The organism is Pseudomonas sp. 2FG (genome assembly GCF_005502935.1).
Classification (GTDB): Bacteria; Pseudomonadota; Gammaproteobacteria; order Pseudomonadales; family Pseudomonadaceae; genus Aquipseudomonas.
Window position 1 is genome coordinate 135,884 of sequence record NZ_SCMP01000001.1, and the last position, 20,824, is coordinate 156,707.

At 64.1% G+C, this 20,824-nt stretch carries 21 protein-coding genes; 7 read left to right on the plus strand and 14 right to left on the minus strand.

The features are described from left to right. Nucleotides 1-7 precede the first annotated feature (7 nt). A complete protein-coding gene (gene greB, locus FFS13_RS00605; RefSeq protein ID WP_137817192.1) occupies nt 8-505 on the plus strand; it encodes a transcription elongation factor GreB in 498 nt (165 codons plus the stop codon). A gap of 59 nt (nt 506-564) precedes the next feature. Here greB and FFS13_RS00610 read toward each other — a convergent pair whose 3' ends face one another. Then, nucleotides 565-888: a hypothetical protein gene (locus FFS13_RS00610; protein ID WP_137817193.1), complete on the minus strand. Its 324-nt coding sequence runs from the start codon at nt 886-888 to the stop codon at nt 565-567. A 222-nt stretch (nt 889-1,110) separates the two neighbouring features. On the opposite strand from FFS13_RS00610, the gene thpR reads away from it, so the two are divergent. The 3 genes from thpR (at nt 1,111) to FFS13_RS00625 (ending at nt 3,897) form a co-directional block, all read left to right on the plus strand. Then, nucleotides 1,111-1,683 (plus strand): RNA 2',3'-cyclic phosphodiesterase, encoded by a 573-nt coding sequence (thpR, locus tag FFS13_RS00615; protein WP_137817194.1) that lies wholly within the window; start codon nt 1,111-1,113, stop codon nt 1,681-1,683. Between the two features lie 169 nt (nt 1,684-1,852). Beyond that, entirely contained in the window at nt 1,853-2,797 is a 945-nt protein-coding gene (locus FFS13_RS00620; RefSeq protein ID WP_137817195.1) for a triacylglycerol lipase, read from the plus strand. A gap of 65 nt (nt 2,798-2,862) precedes the next feature. Beyond that, nucleotides 2,863-3,897 carry a lipase secretion chaperone gene (locus tag FFS13_RS00625; protein ID WP_137817196.1) on the plus strand — a complete coding sequence of 345 codons (1,035 nt, stop codon included), beginning with the start codon at nt 2,863-2,865 and terminating at the stop codon, nt 3,895-3,897. Between the two features lie 53 nt (nt 3,898-3,950). On the opposite strand, the gene FFS13_RS00630 is transcribed toward FFS13_RS00625, so the two are convergent. Together FFS13_RS00630 and FFS13_RS00635 are read right to left on the minus strand one after the other, a co-directional pair. Next, on the minus strand, nt 3,951-4,385 hold the full coding sequence (locus FFS13_RS00630; protein ID WP_137817197.1) for a DoxX family protein: 435 nt from the start codon (nt 4,383-4,385) through the stop codon (nt 3,951-3,953). Between the two features lie 103 nt (nt 4,386-4,488). Further along, a complete protein-coding gene (locus FFS13_RS00635) occupies nt 4,489-5,910 on the minus strand; it encodes a transglycosylase SLT domain-containing protein (protein ID WP_137817198.1) in 1,422 nt (473 codons plus the stop codon). A gap of 232 nt (nt 5,911-6,142) precedes the next feature. Between FFS13_RS00635 and FFS13_RS00640 the strand changes: the two genes are divergently transcribed. Both FFS13_RS00640 and FFS13_RS00645 read left to right on the plus strand, forming a co-directional pair. After that, complete coding sequence (locus FFS13_RS00640; protein WP_137817199.1) at nt 6,143-6,955, plus strand: TatD family hydrolase; 813 nt, start codon at nt 6,143-6,145, stop codon at nt 6,953-6,955. 137 nt (nt 6,956-7,092) lie between these two features. Further along, entirely contained in the window at nt 7,093-7,455 is a 363-nt protein-coding gene (locus tag FFS13_RS00645; RefSeq protein ID WP_137817200.1) for an Mpo1-like protein, read from the plus strand. A gap of 40 nt (nt 7,456-7,495) precedes the next feature. Here the strand turns inward: FFS13_RS00645 and FFS13_RS00650 are convergent, their stop codons facing one another. From FFS13_RS00650 to FFS13_RS00680, 7 genes are all read right to left on the minus strand, one after another. Then, nucleotides 7,496-8,293, minus strand: a complete 798-nt coding sequence (locus FFS13_RS00650; protein ID WP_137817201.1) for an acyl-CoA thioesterase II — start codon at nt 8,291-8,293, stop codon at nt 7,496-7,498. Between the two features lie 125 nt (nt 8,294-8,418). Then, nucleotides 8,419-9,186: a CHAD domain-containing protein gene (locus FFS13_RS00655; protein ID WP_137817202.1), complete on the minus strand. Its 768-nt coding sequence runs from the start codon at nt 9,184-9,186 to the stop codon at nt 8,419-8,421. A gap of 75 nt (nt 9,187-9,261) precedes the next feature. After that, nucleotides 9,262-11,256: a DUF3488 and transglutaminase-like domain-containing protein gene (locus tag FFS13_RS00660; RefSeq protein ID WP_137817203.1), complete on the minus strand. Its 1,995-nt coding sequence runs from the start codon at nt 11,254-11,256 to the stop codon at nt 9,262-9,264. Continuing rightward, nucleotides 11,253-12,278 (minus strand): DUF58 domain-containing protein, encoded by a 1,026-nt coding sequence (locus FFS13_RS00665; protein ID WP_137817204.1) that lies wholly within the window; start codon nt 12,276-12,278, stop codon nt 11,253-11,255. Before FFS13_RS00665 ends, FFS13_RS00660 begins: the two co-directional genes overlap by 4 nt. Next, a complete protein-coding gene (locus tag FFS13_RS00670) occupies nt 12,275-13,192 on the minus strand; it encodes a MoxR family ATPase (protein ID WP_137817205.1) in 918 nt (305 codons plus the stop codon). The genes FFS13_RS00665 and FFS13_RS00670 overlap by 4 nt, the downstream gene beginning before the upstream one ends. 217 nt (nt 13,193-13,409) lie before the next feature. Further along, nucleotides 13,410-14,018: a flavin reductase family protein gene (locus tag FFS13_RS00675; RefSeq protein WP_137817206.1), complete on the minus strand. Its 609-nt coding sequence runs from the start codon at nt 14,016-14,018 to the stop codon at nt 13,410-13,412. Nucleotides 14,019-14,144: 126 nt separating this feature from the next. After that, nucleotides 14,145-14,423 carry a hypothetical protein gene (locus FFS13_RS00680; RefSeq protein ID WP_137817207.1) on the minus strand — a complete coding sequence of 93 codons (279 nt, stop codon included), beginning with the start codon at nt 14,421-14,423 and terminating at the stop codon, nt 14,145-14,147. 244 nt (nt 14,424-14,667) lie between these two features. On the opposite strand from FFS13_RS00680, the gene FFS13_RS00685 reads away from it, so the two are divergent. After that, complete coding sequence (locus tag FFS13_RS00685; RefSeq protein WP_137817208.1) at nt 14,668-15,687, plus strand: patatin-like phospholipase family protein; 1,020 nt, start codon at nt 14,668-14,670, stop codon at nt 15,685-15,687. Nucleotides 15,688-15,727: 40 nt separating this feature from the next. Here the strand turns inward: FFS13_RS00685 and glsB are convergent, their stop codons facing one another. The 4 genes from glsB to kdpC all read right to left on the minus strand — a co-directional run bounded on the left by glsB (nt 15,728) and on the right by kdpC (nt 20,708). Continuing rightward, nucleotides 15,728-16,636 (minus strand): glutaminase B, encoded by a 909-nt coding sequence (gene glsB, locus FFS13_RS00690; RefSeq protein ID WP_137817209.1) that lies wholly within the window; start codon nt 16,634-16,636, stop codon nt 15,728-15,730. Between the two features lie 83 nt (nt 16,637-16,719). Further along, nucleotides 16,720-17,412 (minus strand): response regulator, encoded by a 693-nt coding sequence (locus tag FFS13_RS00695; RefSeq protein WP_137817210.1) that lies wholly within the window; start codon nt 17,410-17,412, stop codon nt 16,720-16,722. A gap of 63 nt (nt 17,413-17,475) precedes the next feature. Next, entirely contained in the window at nt 17,476-20,160 is a 2,685-nt protein-coding gene (locus tag FFS13_RS00700) for a sensor histidine kinase KdpD (protein WP_137817211.1), read from the minus strand. Beyond that, nucleotides 20,157-20,708 (minus strand): potassium-transporting ATPase subunit KdpC, encoded by a 552-nt coding sequence (gene kdpC, locus FFS13_RS00705; RefSeq protein ID WP_137817212.1) that lies wholly within the window; start codon nt 20,706-20,708, stop codon nt 20,157-20,159. Before kdpC ends, FFS13_RS00700 begins: the two co-directional genes overlap by 4 nt. Nucleotides 20,709-20,824: the final 116 nt, after the last annotated feature.

A 20,824-nucleotide genomic window follows, 5' to 3' on the forward strand; every position in this document is an offset into this window, starting at 1 on the left:
GAACACCATGAGCCGTTACCGCCCACCGCGTTCCGCTGGCACCCCGCTGATCACCCCCGAAGGCGAAGCACAGATGCGCGCCGAACTGCACGAGCTGTGGCATGTACGCCGGCCGCAGGTCACCCAGGCCGTCAGCGAGGCCGCCGCGCTCGGTGATCGTTCGGAGAACGCCGAGTACATTTACGGCAAGAAGATGCTGCGGGAGATCGACAGCCGCGTGCGCTTTCTCAGCAAACGCTTGGAAAACCTCAAGGTGGTCAGCGAGCACCCGTCCGATCCGAACAAGGTCTATTTCGGCGCCTGGGTCACGATTGAAGATGAAGAGGGCCTGCAGGCGTGCTACCGCATCGTTGGCCCGGACGAGCTGGACCTTAAACAGCACCTGATCAGCATCGACTCACCGCTGGCGCGCGCCCTGATCGGCAAAGCGCTGGATGCCGAGGTACGGGTTCAGGCGCCGACCGGCGAGAAGACCTGCTACATAGTCGAGATCCACTACCGCTAAACCCAGCCGGTCTTGCTTGCCGGCCAGATAAGCTCGGCGGCGCAAGCCAAGGCCGGCGCTTAGCGCCGGGTAATCAGCCCCTGCCGCGCCACCCGCACCAGTTCCCGCACGACCTCCTGCAAACGCTCGGCAGTCGGCGCCTGCACCACCGCCAGGTCGAAACTGTCGGTTGCAAAGCGCGCCAGCGACTCGTCATCGCGGGCAAATTGAATCAGGAAGGTGCGTGATCCATCCCAGCGTTTCGGCCAGCCATCGAGATAACGCAGCAAGGTCGGCTGGTGATTGCCGCCGAGAAGGATTTTCGGATTGCGTTGAACCCACCCAGAAGTGATCGGGGCCAGACGAACCAGGGGTCTAGGACAGAGAGGTTTAGGACGGCTCATGCGGTGGTGTCTCCGCCTCAAGAATTCCGCTAGGCAGCGGTGAGAGGCGACACCGAACCAGCGCTTTAGCGGTATTTCGAAGCCTTGGTGAAAGACTTCTATGAGAAACCTTCATGGAAGGTGCTCGGCGCCCCGCAAGTAGCTGTTTAAATCGGCGCATGGGGCGGAATCCTAGAGAAGCACAGGCAATACTGTCAAGACGCCCCCTTGGAGCAGTCAGCCATGAGCACACCCCCTCTGCGCTTGTTCTTCGCCCTAGCCTGCCCGCCCGAGTTGGCCCGCACCATCACCGCCTGGCGTGACAGCCTGTACCTGGACGGCCGGCCGGTTGCCGCAGGCAATCTCCATCTGACCCTGGCCTTTCTCGGTAGCCAGCCGCGTGGACGCATAGACGAGCTGAAAGCGCTTGCCGCCAGTCTGCAGGCTCCGGCCTTTAATCTGCCGTTGGAGTCGCTGCACCGCTGGCGCAATGGCCTGCTCTATCTCGCGCCCAGCCAAACGCCAGCCGCACTGCTGACCTTGACCCAGCAGCTGCGCACCGATTTGCTCAACACGGGTTTCAACCTGGAAAGCCGCCCCTTCCACCCGCACCTGACCCTGGCTCGCCACTGCCCCCTATTTACGGTCGATGCCAACCCATCCTTCGATTGGCCAGTGAGCGAGTTTGCCTTGTTCGCCTCGGAAAACACCGCCCGTGGCACGCACTATCGGCTGCTGGAACGCTGGCAATTACTCCCAAGCGGCGGCGCTATCGTTTCACCACGTAACAGCAGCACCAGCTTGCAGCGCCCCTGAAAATTCAGCCTTCGCGCGCTAGAGCTCGCCCCAGAGCCGCTGCCTGCGGCTGCCTGAACATGGCATGAATAGTGCGCTGTGCCCTGCGCTGAAGTGCACGCCCTTGGATGGGCGTGCGGCTCGCAAGGATTGCGCTACCCGCCTTATTCACCCCCTTACGAGAGCGCACATGAACAACAATAAAACCCTGCTCGCCCTCTGCCTCGCCTCTGGCTTGCTTATCTCAAGCCAAGCCGAAGCAGGCTGGTTCGGCTCATCCGGCTATACCCAAACCAAATACCCTGTGGTGCTCGCCCACGGCATGCTGGGTTTCGACAGCATCCTCGGCATCGATTACTGGTACGGCATTCCCTCAGCCCTGCGCAGCGATGGCGCCAAGGTCTATATCACCGAAGTCAGCCAACTCGACACCTCCGAAGCACGCGGCGAACAACTGCTGGCCCAGGTGGAAGAGATAGTCGCGATCAGTGGCCAGCCTAAGGTCAATCTGATCGGCCATAGCCATGGTGGCCCGACCATCCGTTATGTCGCCGCCGTGCGCCCCGAACTGATCGCCTCCGCGACCAGCGTTGGCGCACCGCACAAGGGCTCGGCCGCCGCCGACTTCATTCGCCAGGTCCCGCCGGGCTCGGCAGGCGAGACCCTGTTGAGCGGGATAGTCAACGGCCTCGGCGGACTGATCAATTTCTTCTCCTCCAGCTCCAGCACCACGCCACAAAATGCGCTGGGTACGCTGGAGTCACTGAACAGTGCTGGCGCCGCCGTGTTCAACGCCAAGTTCCCGCAGGGCATCCCCACCAGTGAGTGTGGCGAAGGCGCTTACAGCGTCAATGGCGTGCGTTACTACTCCTGGGGCGGTACCAGCCCGCTGACCAACCTCCTGGATCCCAGCGACCTGCTGCTCGGCGCCACGTCGCTGACCTTCAACGGCGCCGCCAACGACGGTCTGGTCGGCCGCTGCAGCTCGCACCTGGGCCAGGTGATCCGCGACGACTATCGGATGAACCACCTCGACGAGGTCAACCAGGCCTTTGGTCTGACCAGCCTATTCGAGACCGACCCCACCACGGTTTACCGCCAGCAGGCTAACCGCCTGAAAAACGTCGGCCTCTAAACACCGGCAGCGGGGCCCGGCTGGGCCCGGCTGTTCGCCGCCCGGGCTGAACAGGAGTAGTACCCGTGAAGAGACTCTTGCTGCTTCTGCCTGTTGCCTTTAGCGCCTGCGTGGCGCTGATGCTCTACCTGCAACCGAGCGCGATACCGACCAACGTGGCCACGACAGCAGTGCCAGTCGCTGCGGCCGAGCCGTCTAGCACTCAAGCTTCGACCAGTCCAAGCAACCTGCCGGCCGCACCTTTGCCGGCCACGCTACAAGCGCTACCGCCGTCCTTCAGCGGCACACAGGTCGACGGCAGCTTTCATCTCGACGCGGCCGGCAACCTGCTGGTCAGCGAGGACATCCGGCACATCTTCGATTACTTCTTGAGCTCGATTGGCGAGGAATCAATGCCAAGCAGCGTCAAACGGCTGCACGACTACATCGCCAGCCAGCTTGAGCAGCCAGCCGAGAGCCAGGCCCTGGCCCTGCTCGATCAGTACCTGAACTACAAAGCTGAACTGGTGCTGCTGGAGCGCGACATGCCGCAATTGAGCAGCCTGGACGCGATCCGTCAGCGCGAAGCCGTGGTACAGGCGCTACGGGCACGACTGTTCAGCCCCGAGGCGCATCAGGCGTTTTTCGCCCAGGAAGAGGCCTACAACCAGTTCAGCCTGCAACGCCTGGCCATCAGCCATGACCACAGCCTGAATGCCGCCGCCAAAGGCGCCGCGCTGGATCGCCTGCGCGCAAGCCTGCCAGCGAAGTTGCAGGACAGCCTGCTGCCACAACTGCAAAACGAACTGCACACGCAGAGCGCACAACTGCAAGCGCAAGGTGCCAGTGCCGAGCAGATCCGCACGCTGCGCCAGCAGTTGGTAGGCGCCGAGGCCACCGCTCGACTGGAAGCGTTGGATCAGCAGCGTGCGGGTTGGCATCGGCGTGTGGCCAACTACAGTGCCGCGAAAGCCAAGATCCAAGCCGAGCAAGGGCTGAGCCCTGTGGATAAGGATCAAGCCATCCGCCAACTGGCCGAGAAACAGTTCAACGAACAGGAACGCCTGCGCCTGGATGCCGCCGTACAGCTCGCCGCCGCCCGCAACCAGGGCAAACCCTAAAACGCCGAAAACCCGCACAAGGCGGGCTTTCGTTTGTCGCTGATGGTTCAGCTTCAGCCGACGATACGGCGATCCAGCGACAGCTTGCCAGCCCCTTCGATCAGCAGTACTGCACTGATCAACCCCAGGATCATCGCGTACTCAAAGCCATTCTCGGTGATAAAGAAGCCGTTGACCCAATGTACAGTCAACACCGCCACCAACATCGCCACGACCAGCGCCAGTGCCGCCGGGCGTACCAACAAACCGACCACCAGCGCCAGGCCACCGAAGAACTCCGCACTACCGGCCAACAACGCCATCTGGTAGCCGGGCGTAATACCGATGCTCTCCATCCACTGGCCGACGCCCACCAGGCCATAACCACCAAACCAGGCGAACAATTTCTGCGCGCCATGCGCGGCGAAGGTCAGGCCAGCGACCACGCGGAGAAGGGTGATGCCGTAACCCGCATGGCTAGAAAGCACGGATTTGATCAGGTTATTCATTGCTGCTGTCCTTTTGCTTGAGGGGGGTTGTTGGACGACAGTTTAGAAGATATTTTCGATATTAAAATCGCAAATTATCGTTAATCAGCATTGAATAATTTGATCACTTTCGCAAACTCGCTACCCGGCCCTGCGGCTCCAGTCGATAACGCTCACGGTCATAGGCCAGGTAGTACTTGTTCACCGCGTTGACGTAACTGGCGACGCCCATCCCCACCTGCTCCATGGCAATACGCTCGACCTGGAAGAACCACTGATTAGGGTTCAGACCGCGGCGGCGCGCCTCCGCCCGAAAACCTTGCACGCGCTGCGGGCCCAGGTTGTAAGCGGCGAGGACAAAGGCCATGCGCTCACGCTCGTTGATCTGGGCGCTGTTGAAAAAACTACGGCGCAGCTTTGCCAGGTACTTGGTACTAGCCTGCACATTGCCGTCCAGCACCTGCACATTACTGACCCCAACGCTGCGCGCCGCCGCCGGGGTGATTTGCATCAGCCCTGTTGCGCCACCGGCACCACGCGCCGCCGGGTTCATCGTCGACTCCTTGAAGGCCAGCGCGGCCAGCGTCAGCCAATCGAAGTCATGCTGCGCGGCATAGCGCTGCAACACCGGGCGGACTTTTTCCAAGCGCTGTCGATCGGCCCGTGCCAACGGATAATGCACCTTGTACAGGCGGCGATAGACACGCTGGAACACCGCGTCTTGATCCGTTGGGTGGCGATAGGTCTTGAGAAAACCGTTGATGCTGGCGAGCAACATGGGCGCATCACGGCGCACGAACCAGTTGATATCACCCGCGTTAGCCAGCACCAGATGACGCTCGATGCGCAACTTCGGCATGACCTTAAGCCATCGCTCGGCAATCGGCTGCTCCACCGCCGTCAGGCTGAAGATGCCGGCCTGCACCATCTCCAGCACATCCTCTACCGCCAGACTGGGGTCAACCCACTCGACCACTATGGGCGGCAGTTTGCGTTGCGCCAGCTTCTGGTTAACCGCACGCAGCGCCTCGGCGGCGGCACTGCCCGCCGGCAACGCCAGGCTGCGGCCCGCCAGTTGCTCCAGACGCTGGTAACGCCGATCGCCCTGACGGCCGACCAAGACCAGGGGCACATCAGTGCGAATCGCCACACTCGGGCTGACATCCTGGCCACTGCGAGCGCTGAGCAATTCGCCAGGGACAACCAGATCGCCTTCGCTACGCTGCAGAGCGCCAAGCAACTGGTCTTTGGCTTTCGGGATGATTTTCAGGGTCAGGCGGCGGCCATCACCAGCGTTGCGATTGAGGTATTGCTCGAAAGCTCGCAGGCGGTGATATTCGACGCCAATCGCCTGCCCCTTGACCTCGCCGGAGCTATTGCGGCTCTGGTTGACCAATACGCGCAATACCCCACTGCTGCGAATCTGCCCCAGGTCGTGGGCAGCACTCGGCTGCTGCCAGCCTTCCGGCGGCCCAGCCAGGCGCGCAGCCGCCGGTAACGGCAGCAGCGCCAGCAGGCAGAACAGAAGCAGCAGCGGTCGCGTCATCGAGTCTCCAGAAGAGGATCAGGCTCAGCCAACCTGACCGCCTGAGAGCACTGCACCCGGAAACAAGCTTCCCGGCGCGCGCGGGGCGCGGAGGTTCGCATAGCGCGCCTCTAGATGCCAGCCTCAGTATGTATTCGACATTAATAACAAACGCTAAGTTCATGTAACCATTGATTTTATAGATAAAAAAATAGCTCTGTTATGCTGCACCGCTCAGCACTGAGGTAGCACCATGCAACTCATCGACATCGGCGTCAATCTGACCCACGCCAGCTTCGCGCAGAAGCATGAAGCCGTCCTCGCTCGCGCCTACGCAGCAGGCGTTGCTCAGTTGGTGCTGACTGGCACCAGCCTGGAAGGCAGCGAACAGGCCCTTGCACTCTGCCGCCAAGGGGATGAAACCGGCACCCGGCTGTTCTGCACCGCCGGCATTCATCCGCATGACGCCAGCAGTTGGAACAGCGCTAGCGCGAGCCAGTTAAGCGCCTTGCTCCAGGAGCCAGAAGTGCGTGCCGTCGGCGAATGCGGGCTGGACTTCAATCGCGATTTCTCGCCACGCCCGCAACAGGAAAAGGCCCTGGAAGAGCAACTGGCGCTGGCCGTGGAACTGCAACTCCCGGTGTTCCTGCACGAACGCGAGGCCGACCAGCGCCTGCTCGAGATTCTGCGCGACTACCGTGATCGTCTACCGGCAGCGGTGGTGCATTGTTTTACCGGCGAGAAACGCGCGCTGTTCAACTATCTCGATTTGGATCTGCATATCGGCATCACGGGCTGGATCTGCGACGAGCGCCGTGGCACTCATCTGCATCCATTGATGCGGGAAATTCCCGCAGGGCGGCTGATGCTGGAAAGCGACGCACCCTTCCTGCTGCCCCGCAGCCTGCGGCCGAAACCGAAGAACGGGCGCAACGAGCCGGCCTTTCTGCTCGAGGTGCTGCACGAAATCGCCCGCCACCGCGGGGAAAGCCCAGGACAGTTGGCCGAGCACACGACCGCTTGCGCCCGCGCCTTCTTCGCCCTGCCCGAGATCGCCGACGCCTAGGCTGTAACCGCCCCCAGCGGACCCTTGAGCCGGCACGAAATTTAGCCCCCTGCCTGACCGGGCCAGCCATAGGCCAGGCACCCGCGCAAACCTCAACAGCCGCCTAGACTCTCTGCAAAGCTTCCGAGGATTGCATCATGGGCAGACACCGCCCCAACCTGCTGACCTGGCAATGGCGCGGCTACGCCGCCACCCACCGCAACCCGATCAACCTGATCGTGCACCTAATTGCCGTGCCGCTGTTTATCCTCGCCAGCCTGATGCTGCTGTCCGCCCTCTTCCAGCTCCGCGTGCTGCCGCTGATCCTGGGCGTGATCGGCCTGCTCGCCGCCCTCGCGCTGCAGGAGCATGGACACCGCCTGGAGGCCAAGGCCCAGGCGCCGTTCAGCGACACGACCGATGCCGTACAGCGGCTGTTGCTCGAGCAGTTCTTCACCTTCCCGCGCTTTGTCCTCAACGGCGGCTGGTGGCGGGCCTGGAAAACCCGCCAACGGCATTAAGTGCGGTAAGTGCGGTAAGTGCGGTGCAGTAAGATCCAGCTCAGCCGAACACCGTCACCGTCTGCCGACTGAGCGCGATCAGCTCGCCATCCGCTGTCCACAGCGCGGCGGCGATATGGCCATAGCCATCCCGGGCATGCTCGATCTGCGCGCGGTACAGGCACCAATCGAAGGTGCTCAACTTCGGCGTCGGCTGCATGAACTCGATGGTCCAGGTCAACGAACTGCCAGGCGCCGGGGCGCGCAGGTGCGGCAATACCGCAGGCGGCCAGGCATCGACCAGTGCAAGAAGATGAGCTTCCTCGACCACCTCGGCTTCGCTCTCACCGCGTAAGCGCACCCAGCCACCCATTTCCCGCGCCGGGTTATTGGTGAACGGCATGCCGCCAATACCCCAGCGCATCGCCAGGTAACGGGTGAACTCCGGGGTCACGCCCTTGATATAGGGCAGTTCCTGGCATTCTTCGACGGGTTTGATCAGCGGTGCGGGTTCGGCCGCGACGTCGATTGCCGAATCGCGGGAGGCGCCGAAACTGCCCTGCACCAAGGTCACGACTTGGCCGTTCTGCACGGCGCGACCGAGCACCTGACTGACCGCCTTGCCTTCGCGCAGCACCTCCACCTCAAGGCTCACCGGCGTATCGACGGCTAGTGGCCCGACAAAGGTGACCGCCAACGAACGGACCGGGCGCCCTGTCGGCACCTGCGCACGCATGGCTTCGTACACCAACATCGCCGCCACCCCACCAAAACTCGCGCGGCCCTGGCCCCACTGACTCGGCACCACGACGGACTGGGGATTGTCGCGAACGGCTCTAAGCAACTCGGAAAAGGTCATGCTTGCCTCAAAACAAAAATGCGTCCGCGATCTTAGGGGATAGGCCACACCCGGCGGTAGCCAGTTAAAGTGCCGGTTAGGCCAATTCAACGGGGGAAATGGGCAACCCGGTAAGCCGCGCTGTGTCAACGGCCGGGGAAGTACTTCTGCAACGGCAACAGCGCCCGATCCGCCAGTTGTTCGGCGGCGGCCAGCGCCTGGCGCCACTCTGCCACCCGCGGCGCCAGATCAGGCTCACGCTCGGCCCGCGCCAACCATTGCAGATGATCGTGCCAATCGCCCAGCGCCGTCTGCGCCGCCTTCAAGGCCAGGGCCGCCAGGGATGAGACGGCCGCCTGTTGCGGGTAAGCCTCGGCGCCATAACGCATGCGTTTGATCAGCAGGCGCGTGCGATGCAGGTCGTGGTCAGGTGCGCGCAACGCGGCGCCTAAACGGCGGCGTTGGCGGGCCAGATAGCGCTGCACACGCCTCGCTAAACCACGCAACGCAGCGTCCGCCTGGGCCTGACGAAAAAGCTCCGGCCAGACATCCAACGCCCGAAACAGCTGCTGCAACTCGGCGCTGGCCAACAATGCCGTGTAGCCGGCATCCAACGCCTGGCGGCGCGCGTCTAGCTGACTCGATACGGCATGCGCCTGTAGCTCGGCCAACAGCACCTCAGTATCCCGCAGCGGGCCGCTTAACTGCCCCAGTGCAGCGGCAGCCGGTTCCAGGGGGTCGTTCTCGAGCAGCCCGCGCAAGGGTCGTAGCAGGCTGCGTAACTTACGCAGGGCGATACGCAGATCGTGCAACACCTCGCCATCGGTGCGCGCGCCCAAGCGTGCACGGCAGGCCTGCAAGTTGATCGCCAACCGCAACACCTGGGCAATCAAGGCATCGACAAATCCGGCCATGGCACGCGTCCTTGAGTAAGAAGTTTTTAGCTTAATCGGTCACTCGCCACCGGCAAGTGACCGATAGTCGCAAGTTCAGCGTTCGGCGCGGGTCAGGCGCCAGGGCAAGGCGCGGCGCAGTTGCGCCAATCGTTGCCGCAGTTCGGCTGGCTCAGCGCTCCGACCGGCATAGCGCTGTGCCTCGAAAGCGGCGGCAAACGCCCGAATCTGCTCGGCCTGCGCCGGCATGACTTGCCCCGCGCGCTCGGCAAAGGCCCGCGCGCCCTCGCCCGTAGTGCGGTGCAAGCCATGCCGCGCGAGCAAGCGCTCGAAGTGCCGATACAGGCGCTGCTGCAGATCCTGCTCAGGACGCCAGGGTTTGAACAGCGCTAGCGCCAGCAAGCCCAGCAGCAGCCCGCCACCGCCCACCAGCGCAAGCACCAGATCGCGCGCATCCAAGCGGCCAAACCAGTGCTGCAACAGCTGCAGCTGCTGCTCGCCCTGATAGCCCAACACCCGGCGCTGCCAGCCGTAATTGAGGTTATCCCAGCCCATTCGTAGCTGGTTCAGCCAACTGATATTGCGATAACGCAGCAGCGACAACGGCGAGCCTTCGAGAAAACTCTGCTCCCCGGCAATGGCCTGCTCCAGCCCCTGCTCGATCCGCTCCGGCGCCACCTGAAAGGTCGGATCGACACTGACCCAGCCCTGTTCCGGCAACCAGTATTCGACCCAGGCATGGGCATCGAATTGCCGCACCTGCAGGTAATTGCCCGTAGCACTCAGCTCGCCACCCTGATAACCCGCCACCACCCGCGCCGGTATGCCGGCCGCGCGCAGGACGAAGGTCATGGCCCCGGCGTAATGCGCGCAGAAACCACTGCGGGTGCGAAACAGAAACTCGTCGATGCTGTCGGCCCCAACCGGCGGGGGCCGCAGGGTGTAAGCGTAGGGCTCGCGGTTGAAATGCCCCAGCAGCGCCTGCACCAACGCCTGCGGCTGCGGGTATTGGCGCTTCAGTTCCAGCGCCCAGGCCCGGCTGCGCGGGTCACCCTGCGCCGGTAACTGCAAGGCGCGGCGCAAAGCAGTGCTGGAGTCTGCGGGCTCGCGCAGGGCCTGCGGCCAGGAAGTCACCCGGTAGAGCAAGGTCTGCTCCACCGGCTGTTGCCGCTCCAGGCGGAAATCACTCATCTGCCGGGTCTGGGCTAAATCCGTGGTCGCCACATCGAGGCTGAACAACCAGGGCCGCGCGCTGGGCTGCATGATGATGCTGTAACTCAGCGGCTCGCCGCGTTGCTCCCAGGCCGGTGAAGCGGCTGACTGCGCGCCGGCGGCCTGCGACCAGCGCCGACCATCGAAGCGTTCCAGGGTCAGGGCGCGCCAGTACAGCTGGTTGCGCGGCGGCACTGGGCCATCGAAGCTGGCGCGAAAAGCCAACTCGGCGGAGCGGCTCAGCTCGGCAATATCGCTCGGCGCCATGCTGTCGGAAAGCCCGCTGACGCCCTGATCCCTCGGCCCCGGCAGCGACCACAGCGGCCCCAGTCGGGGGAAGAACACAAAGAGCAGCACCATCAACGGCAAGGCTTGCAGGAGTAAGCCAGCCGCCAGGCGCAAGGTCGGCCAAGGGTGCATGGCGAGCGCGCTTTGTTGCAGGCCGATCAGCGCCGCCAGCAGCGCAGTGACCGGCAATAGGCTGAACAGCGCGGCGAGCAGGCTGTCATCGAATAGGTAGGCGGTAACCACCGCGAAAAAGCCGAGCAGGATCAGCACCAGCGCATCGCGGCGCGTGCGCATTTCCACCAGCTTGAGGATGAAGGCGGCGATCAACAGCACCACCCCGGCCTCCAGGCCAAGCAGGCTGCCGCGCGAGAGTAACACCCCGCAGCCGGCGCCCAGCGCCAGCCCAGCCTTGGCCCAGCCGTTCGGGTAACCCGCACGCATGCGGAAGATCTGGATGCGCCAGGCCGCACAGCCCAGCCACAAGCCGATGATCCACAGCGGCAGATGCGCCAGATGCGGGATGATCACCAACGCCTGGGCCACCAGCAGCCAGGTCAGGCTGATCCGGGGAATCGGTTGGGCCGCGCTCATGGCTGCCCCAACCGCCGGTCGAAGACCCTGCCGACTTCCCCTCTCCGCCCGGCTGAGGGCAGCGTCAGGGGCGGCTCGCCGAATAGCGCCAAGGCGCGCAGGCAGGCTTCGCGATGGTTCTCACCGCTGTCCGGCGCCAGCACGCTGCCGGGCAGACTGAGCGCGAAGGGCTGCTGGCGCTCCGACAGGTGCAAGACCCAGTGGCACAGCAGCGACAGGCGCGCCTCCACGTCACCCTCCAGCGCGGCGAAGTCCAGCCACAGCTCGCGCCCGGCCAGCGCCGCAAAATCTTTGACCAGCAAACCCTGCCCGCGGGAATAGGCCTTCCAGTACAAACGCCGCTTGGAGTCGCCGGGCTGGTAGCTTTTCAAGCCTTGGAAGTCATCCGCGCCAAGCCCGAGGGTTCGCGCACCGTCATCCTCATCGTCCTCGCGGGCACCGGCGGCCAGTGGCAATTCACCCGCGAGCGGGCGTGGATAGACCAGCAGCGCCTGATCCAGATCGACCCAACTCCAGGCCACCAAGATGCTCAAGGGGAAGCGACTCTCCACCCGCAAGCGCCCCGGCCGCAGCCAGCCACGGCGCAGGGCCGGCAGGCTCAGTTCGCACTCGCTGACGCCCTCTGGCGCCACATCCAGCACCTGTAGCGCAGCCGGCGGCCAGCCCAGGGCGATCGCCTGGTGCGCGCGGCCGCGACTGGCCAGACGCACGCGAAAACGCGCCAGCTCACCGACAAACAGCGCAGCGCCACCCGCGGCGTGCAGCGTCAGCCCGGCCAGATTGCGGTAGGTATGCAGAATGGCGACGATAAAGACCGAGGCCAACAGAAAGGTCAGACCATAGGCCAGGCTGTTCTGGTAATTGATCGCGGCCAGCAGCATCAGGCCCAAGGCCAAACCGAACGCGGCACCGATGCGGGTCGGAATGATGAAGATCCGCCGCTGGGTCAATTGCACGCTGGCCGCCGGCGGAATCCGCCGCAGCAACCAGCGCTGCCAGCGGCTTTTCAGCCGTGCCCTCAAAGCGCCGGCACCTCGCGCAGCAGCCACTGGACTAACGCGCCGCCACCATGCCCCGCCGGGTCGGCCCGCTCACGCAGCCGATGGCTGACCACGGACGGCAGCACCGCTTGCACATCCTCTGGAATCACATACTCGCGCTCCGCCAGGAAGGCCCAGGCGCGGGCCGCCGCCAGCAAGGCCAAACTGGCGCGCGGCGATAAGCCCCAGGCGAACTGCGGCTGAGTGCGGGTGGCTTCCACCAAACGCAGCACGTAGTCCACCAGCGCATCGCTGGCGCGGACTTTCGGTACTTCGGCCTGCAGCGCCGCCAGTTCGACATGGCTGAGAATCGCCGCAAGGCGCGGCAACAGCTCGCGGCGCGCCTCCCCCAGCAACAGGGCTTTTTCTGCCGCCTTGGCGGGGTAACCGAGGGACAGGCGCATCAGAAAGCGATCGAGCTGCGACTCCGGCAAGGCGAAAGTGCCGCCCTGGCTGACCGGGTTCTGCGTGGCGATGACAAAGAAGGGTTCCGGCAACGGGCGGGTTGCGCCCTCGATGGTCACCTGCCCCTCCTCCATCGCCTCTAACAAAGCACTTTGGCTCTTCGGCGTGGCACGGTTGATCTCATCGGCCAGCACCAGCTCGGCGAAGATCGGGCCGGCATGGAAGACGAACTGCCCGGTGTCCTTGTCGAACACCGAGGTGCCGAGGATGTCGCCGGGCAACAGATCGGACGTGAACTGGATACGCTGGAAGCTCAAACCCAGCACCTTGGCCAGCGCATGACTGAGGGTGGTCTTGCCCATACCCGGCAGGTCTTCGATCAACAGATGCCCGCGCGCCAGCAGGCAAGCCAGCGCCAGCCGCACCTGGGGCTCCTTGCCCAGCAGCACCTGATTCACCGCGTGCAGACAGGCAGTCAGTTTCGTGTGCATGCGTCACTCCTTTTAAACAGACACACGATGCTACCGGTGCGCCGACCAGCGGCAAAGCGCCAGCAACCTTATAGAGTGACGAAACACTGAAACTAGTGGACTGAGCGGTTGATTCGTTAGCTCTCAGGGTATCCGTAGGCTGGGTAGAGCCGTTTTTGGCGAAACCCAGCCTACATGCTAGAGCCGCCCTCTCCCCCGCGCCTCGGTTTGGCCCGGCCTAGCCCGGGCGGGCCATATCGAAACGATCGCGGGTCGTGCAGTAACGGCTGCCACCCAGACGCCCGACCAGATCCAGCTTCTGCGGATCGATCCGGCCGTGACCATCCAGAACCCGATCATCGATATGCGCCAACAGCACACGGGCGAAGATCAGGTAACAGTTGGGGTTATCCCGTGGGTACGGTTGCACCTCGGCCAGCGCACACTCGAACGCCACCGCCGCGCCGGCCACCCGTGGTGGCTTGACCCGGCTGGCTGGCAGAGTGGCGATGCCACAGTGCTCGAACTCGCTGACGCCATGCGCCAGCTGTGCCGCCGAGGCATTCATCGCCGCCGCCTGCGCGGCCGAGACCAGCTGGATCACCAACTCGCCGGTGTCCTGCACGTTGCGCAGGGTGTCCTTGAGGCCGCCGTCGTCATGCGCACCGACATTGACCAGCAGGGTCGGCGGCTCATCGCTGATGACCTGGAAGAAGCTGAACGGTGCCAGATTGCTCACGCCGTCTTTCGCCAGGGTGGACACCCAGGCGATGGGCCGCGGCGTGACGGTCGAGGCCAGCCAACGGTAAACCTCCAACGGGGTCAAGGTTGCGAAATCGAGTTGCATCAACACCTCTCTTTATCTGCCAGCCGCATAGCTAAACGCCGAGCCGCCCGCTTTACCAGCGTAAATACCTACAACGCCCTGATCAGGCCCGCAGCAAGCCGATCAGGGCGGCTCCCGCCAGCACCCTCAGCGCCCGGCACGCGACTCACGGATGTAGAAGCGGGCCTTCTGCGCTTTAGCCGCGCAGCCTTCAAAGGCTTCGAACTGCTGCTGGGTCTTCGCCGCAGTGAGCAGCGAAAGGGCTTTGGAATAGCTCACGGTGCCGGCAAAACCCTCGGCCTTGGCCAGATCCAGTTCCCGCCAGGCGGTATCCAGTTGACTACCACAGCTATCACGGTAAGCCGTTTTACCGGCGCAACCGGCCAGTGCCAAGACCATCAGGGGTAAGCAGATCCAAGCTTTCATCAACAACGCTCCTCGAAAAGGGAAAACGGCAAGAGTCTAGTCTGTCAGTAGGACGACGCGGAACCGGAAAAGTGCAGTTCGTCACGCAACCGGCAAGCGTTGGTTAACCCGCGGCCAACGAATCGGCTGACGCAAGGGGGCGCTGTTGACTGACGACGGCTGACCGCCGTTTTTAACCTGGCCACCTTGGCGCAGCCGGAGGGCACGCGTATGGTCTAAGACACAGCATTACGGGGGATCAGCCATGAGCAAACGAGTAGCCCTAGTTCTGGGTTCTGGGGGCGCGCGCGGTTACGCGCATATCGGCGCGATCGAAGAGTTGGAGCGGCGCGGCTATGACATCGCCTGTATCGCCGGCTGTTCGATGGGGGCAGTGGTCGGCGGGATCTATGCCACCGGCAAGCTGAAAGAATACCGCGAGTGGATCGAGAGCCTGGACTACCTGGATGTGCTGCGCCTGCTCGACGTCAGCTTCCGCCTGGGTGCCATCCGCGGCGAGAAGGTGTTTGGCAAGATTCGCGAGATAGTCGGCGAGATCAATATCGAAGACCTGCGGATTCCCTACACCGCCGTCGCCACCGACCTGACCAACCAGCAGGAAATCTGGTTCCAGGAAGGCTGCCTGCATCAGGCCATGCGTGCCTCGGCGGCGATTCCAAGCTTGTTCACGCCAGTCATCCAAGGCAAGCGCATGCTGGTCGACGGCAGCCTGCTTAATCCCTTGCCGATCATCCCGGTCGTCTCCAGCCATTGCGACCTGATCATCGCGGTCAACCTCAACTCGACCAACCAGAAGCAATACCAACTGCCGGTCATCGAGCGGCCGCCGGCGATCAAGAGCCGCATAGACCTGCTGATGGGCTCGCTCGGCGCGCGCCTGCCCTTCCTGCGCAAAACCGAAGGCAATGGCGAGGAGCTTTTGCTGCCGCAAGAGCAGGCCCTACTCGCCAGTACGGCCAGCCATAACCCCTGGCTCGGCGAACGGCGCGCAGTGCAAGCCAGCGGCACGCCCAAGTCCGCCAGCGGTTCGCGGGTGGCCGACACCAACGGCCCGGCGTCGCTGCTGGAGCTGATCAACCAAAGTTTCGAGGTGATGCAGACCTCCTTGGCGCAATACAAGATCGCCGGCTACCCGCCGGATATCCTGATCAACGTGCCCAAGCGGGTCTGTAGTTTCTTCGAGTTCTACAAGGCGCCGGAGCTGATTCAGCTGGGCCGGCAGATCACCAGCGATACGCTGGATAAATACGAAGCGGATGACTGAGCAGAAACCCTAGGAGCTCATCGAACCGCCTTACGCCAAATCAAAAAATCGACCAGCCGATCCTGCCGGAGAGTTTCTCCAGCGCGGCCATCCCGGCCAGCGAGTTGCCGGACGGGTTGAGCTCCGGCGACCACACGCACACGGTGAAGCGCCCCGGCACCACCGCGACTATGCCGCCGCCCACCCCGCTCTTGCCCGGCAGGCCGACCCGGTAGGCGAAGTTGCCGGCCTCGTCGTACAGGCCGCTGGTGGCCATGATCGCGTTGACCTGCTTGACCTGGCGTGGGCTCAGCACTTGCTCGCCACTGTGCCGGCAGCGGCCCTGGTTGGCCAGGAAGCTGAAGGCCCGGGCCAGGTCGGCGCAGCTCATGCGCAGGGCGCAATGGTGGAAGTAGCTGCGCAGCACCTCCTCGACCTCGTTATGGAAGTTGCCGAAGGACTGCATCAGGTAGGCCATGGCCGCGTTGCGCGCGCGGTGCTGGTATTCCGAGCGGGCCACCAGCTCGTCGGAGACCACGTGCGGGTTGCCGCTCAGGCGCCGGGCGAGGTCACGCAGCGACTGCGCCGGGGCGGCGAAGCGCGACTGATTGATGTCGCAGATCACCAGGGCGCCGGCGTTGATAAAGGGGTTGCGCGGAATACCGCGCTCGAACTCCAGTTGCACCAGGGAGTTGAACGGCTGGCCGGAGGGCTCGTGGCCCAGGCGCTGCCAGATCTCCTCGTCGGAATGCTGAATCGCCTGGACCAGGCTGAAGACCTTGGAGATGCTCTGGATCGAGAACGGCACCAGGCCGTCGCCGGCGCAGTACAGCTCGCCCTCGTTGCTGTACACCGCGATACCCAGCTGCGCCGCCGGCACCTTGGCCAGCGCCGGGATGTAATCGGCCACCTTGCCCTGCCCGATCAAGGGTCTGACTTCGGCGAGAATCTCGTTCAACAGTTCCTGCATGATGTCCTTCGCTCAAGCCCGCGTGGAGGGTTTCCGCGCCACTAGTCGCTAGACGCCAACCAGGGGGAAGGAATCACAGCCGCTCAACTCTCGCGCAGACGATAACCAACCCCGGCCTCGGTGACGATAAAGCGCGGGTTAGCAGGATCATCCGCGAGTTTCTGCCGCAGATGACCGACCACCACGCGCAGGTAGTGGCTGTCCTCGACATGGGTTGGCCCCCAGATGTCTTTCAACAGCTGCTGCTGGGTCACCACCCGCCCGGCATGCCGCGCCAGCTGCGCCAGCACCGCGTACTCCTTACGCGTCAGGCTGACTTCGGCACCATCCAGGCTGACCTGACGGTAGGCGAAATCCACGCTCAGCGGGCCAATAGTCACCACCACTTGCGGGCTGTCGCCGGCTTGCGCCTGGCGCAGCAACGCCCGTACGCGGGCGAGAAACTCCTGAATACCGAAGGGTTTGGTCACGTAATCATTCGCGCCGCTGTCCAGCGCCTGGACTTTCTCGGCCTCCCCGGCGCGCACGGAAAGAATCAGCACCGGCACCGGCGACCACTCGCGCAGCTCCTTGAGCAGGCTATGGCCGTCCATATCCGGTAGACCGAGATCGAGCACCAGTAGATCCGGCTTGCCCAGCGCGGCTTGGGCCAGACCCTCGTTGCCATTGCCGGCTTCGATGACCTTGTAGCCCTGAGCGGCCAGGCTGATGCGCAGGAACTTGCGGATCTGCGGCTCATCGTCGACGACCAGAATGGTCGCTTGGTTGGTCGTCATAAACTCTCGAATCATAGGCGGCGGATACAGAGTGTAGGGCGCACAAGGCTGCGCCATGTCACCTTATAGGTCATCCTCCGAATCGGGTTGTGGAAGTAACGGCAGATGAAGGGTCAGACTTGCACCCCGGCCGTCCAACCCCTCGCCCACCGTCACGCGGCCACCATGGGCGCCGAGCATGCCCTGGCAGATGGCCAAGCCTAAACCCGTACCCTGCCCGCCGCGATCACCGCGGGCGGCGGTGTAGAACATGTCGAAGATTTTCTCCCGCTCGGCCTCGGGGATTCCTGGCCCCTGGTCACTGACGACGATGCGCAGCTCCCTCCCCTCGTACAAGGCCTCGCCATCAGCTTCAACCGCCATGCGCAAGCGACCACCGGCTGGCGAAAAGCGCGCGGCGTTTTCCAGCACATTGATCAGTGCCTGCTCGATCAATGCCGGATGCACGTAGAGCAACGGCAACTCGGCCGGCACCTCGGTTTCCACCACCAGTGGCGCCAGCAGCGGACGCAACCGTTGCAGAGCGCTGGCGACGATATCCACCGGCGCCACCCAGTCACGCGCGAGTTTCAGGCCGCCGTGACCAAGACGGGTCATGTCCAGCAGGTTCTGGATATATCGATCGAGCCGCTCGGCTTCATCGCGGGTGCTTTCCAGCAGCTCGCGACGGTCTTGCGGGCCAATCTGCTCATCCAACGTCAGCAAACTGTCGATGGCACCGCGCATGGACGTCAGCGGTGTGCGCAAGTCATGCGACACCGAGGCGAGCAAGGCACTGCGCAGTTGCTCGGTTTCACCATGCAAACGCGCCGCTTCCAGATCCTCCGCCAACTGCGCACGCGCCAAGGCCTGAGCCAACGGCTGGCCGAGCGCCGAGAGCAAACGCCGTCGATCGGCCGCTAATGGCTGCTGGTCTTTCGGGCTGACCCCGAGCAGTGCCAGCGGGCCATCTTCGCCAGACAACGGCCACCACCACCAGCGCCCGCTGGGCAAGGTGTCGGTGCCGAGACCGGCCGGTTGATCATGCTGCCAGGCCCATTCCGCCGCGACCCGCTCGGCGTCGCTGAGCAACCGCGAGACACCCGCCTCGACCTTCCAGCCGCCATCGCCGCTACGACCGAGCAGACAAATATCTAGGTCACTCCAACCGGCGAGCTGCTGGCCTGCGGCAGTCAGCACCGCCTGGCGATCGGTGGCAGCGGTGAGTTTGCGAGATAGATCGAGCAGCGCGCCGGTTTCGCTCTGGGTCTCACGCAGGGCCTCCAGTTGCCGACGCTGGAGGGCGGCCAGGTTACCGGTCAGGGCGGCCATCAGCAGGAAGAACAACAGGGTCAGCACATCCTCCTGACGGTGAATCGTCAGTGAGAAAACCGGCGGAATGAACAGGAAATCGTAAGCGAGAAACGACAGCACCGCGCAGGCCAATGCCGGGCCGAAACTGGTGCGTACCGCCACCAACAGCACGGCTGCGAGCAGCACCAGGGAAATATTCGGCAACTCGAGAACATGCGACACGCCCCAGGCCAAGGCAGTCGCCAGCAGCGTGGCGAAACACGCCAGGGCATAGTCGCCCAGGCGTGCTGGATAGCGTGGACGGGACGTCGCCGGCACTCGATCGGCCTCGGTATCCAACACGCTGACTTCCAAACCTTCGGCATGCCGCAGCAAACGCTCGGCAACGCCCAGGCCGAACCAGCGGCGGCGCCAGCGCTGCCGGCTACGACCGACCAGCACCAGACTGGCCTGGCGCTCATAGGCATGCTGGATCAAGGTTTTCGCCACTTCACCGGCACGCAAGCCAACCACCTCGCCGCCGAGGCGCTCAGCCAGTTGCTGGGCCGCTTGCAGGTGCGCGCGCGCGACCTCATTGCGTACCCCGCCGGTATCCACATGCACCAGACTCCAGGGCAGGTGGCGGCGTTCGGCGACCCGGTAGGCGTGGCGCACCAGGCGCTCGGCCTGCTCGTCCCCATCCACCGCCACCAGCAGGCGGCCGCGTACGGTCGGGGCTTCCTGACCCAACTGGCGATAACGCTGGTTGAGGTCGGCATCCACCCGCGCCGCGGCGGTCTGCATCGCCAATTCGCGCAGGGCGGTGAGATTGGTCTGGCTGAAGAAGGCGTCGATCGCCGCCCGCGCCTGCTCCGGGACATAGACCTTGCCCTCGCGCAGGCGCTCCAGCAGTTCGCGCGGCGGCAGGTCGATCAGCACCAGCTCGTAGGCCTCCTGCAGTACCCAGTCCGGCACAGTCTCGCGCACCTGCACGCTGGTGATATCGCGCACCTGGTCATTGAGGCTTTCGATGTGCTGCACGTTGACCGTGGTGTAGACGTCGATGCCGGCCGCCAGCAACTCCTGAATATCCTGCCAGCGCTTGGCGTGGCGGCTACCGGGGGCGTTGCTGTGGGCCAGTTCGTCCACCAGGGCCAGCTTGGGCGGCTTGGCCAGCAGGCCGTCGAGGTCCATCTCGACCAGCTTGATGCCTCGGTACAGGCTGCGTAGCGGCGGCTGTTGCGGCAGGCCGGCGAGCAGCGCTTCGGTCTCGGCGCGGCCGTGGGTCTCGACCACCCCGACGCGCAGGTCGACGCCCTGGCGCAGTTGCGCCTGCGCCGCCAGCAGCATGGCGTAGGTCTTGCCGACCCCCGGCGCGGCGCCGAGAAAGACCTTGAGCCGGCCACGGCCGCCACGGTTATCCAGATCGGGCGGCAGATCCGCCAGAAAAGCCTCGGCGCGGCCGGCATCACTCATCGATGAATTCCCTCGAGGGCTAGGTTAAGCGCCAGCACGTTGACCACCGCCGGCCCCACCAACGGACGTTCGGTATGGCTCTCGACCAGGCGCTCGAGCGATTCGCTCGACAGCTTGCGCGCGGCGGCGATGCGCGGGATCTGGTAGCTGGCGGCAGCCGGCGGCAGATGCGGGTCCAGGCCGCTGGCGGAGGTGGTGACCAGCGCCAAGGGTACCGGAGCACCGGTGCCATTGGCCAACGCCGCGGCGTCCTTGCCGATGCGTTCGGCCAGGGCCGGGTTGGATTGCGCCAGGTTACTCGCACCACTGGAGACGGTGGCGTAAGCGGCCGCCGAGGGGCGCACCTGGAACCAGCCGTCACCCTCGAAAGGCTGGGCGAGCAAGCTGGAGCCACGGATCTTGCCCTCGCTGTCGGTCACCAGGCTGCCACCCGCCTGCGCGGGGAAGGCGAGCTGGGCCACGCCGGTGACAGCCAGGGGATAGGCAACGCCGGTGATCAGGGTCATCAGGGCCAATAGGCTCAGGGCGGGACGCAGTTGGTTAAGCATAATGTTCTCCAAAATCTGTTGGAGTATCCCGGATTGCATCCGGGCTACGGACTTCAACTTGTAGGGTGGACAACGCTTTGCTTGTCCACCAGTGCAAGGCCTGGTCGGTGGAAAAC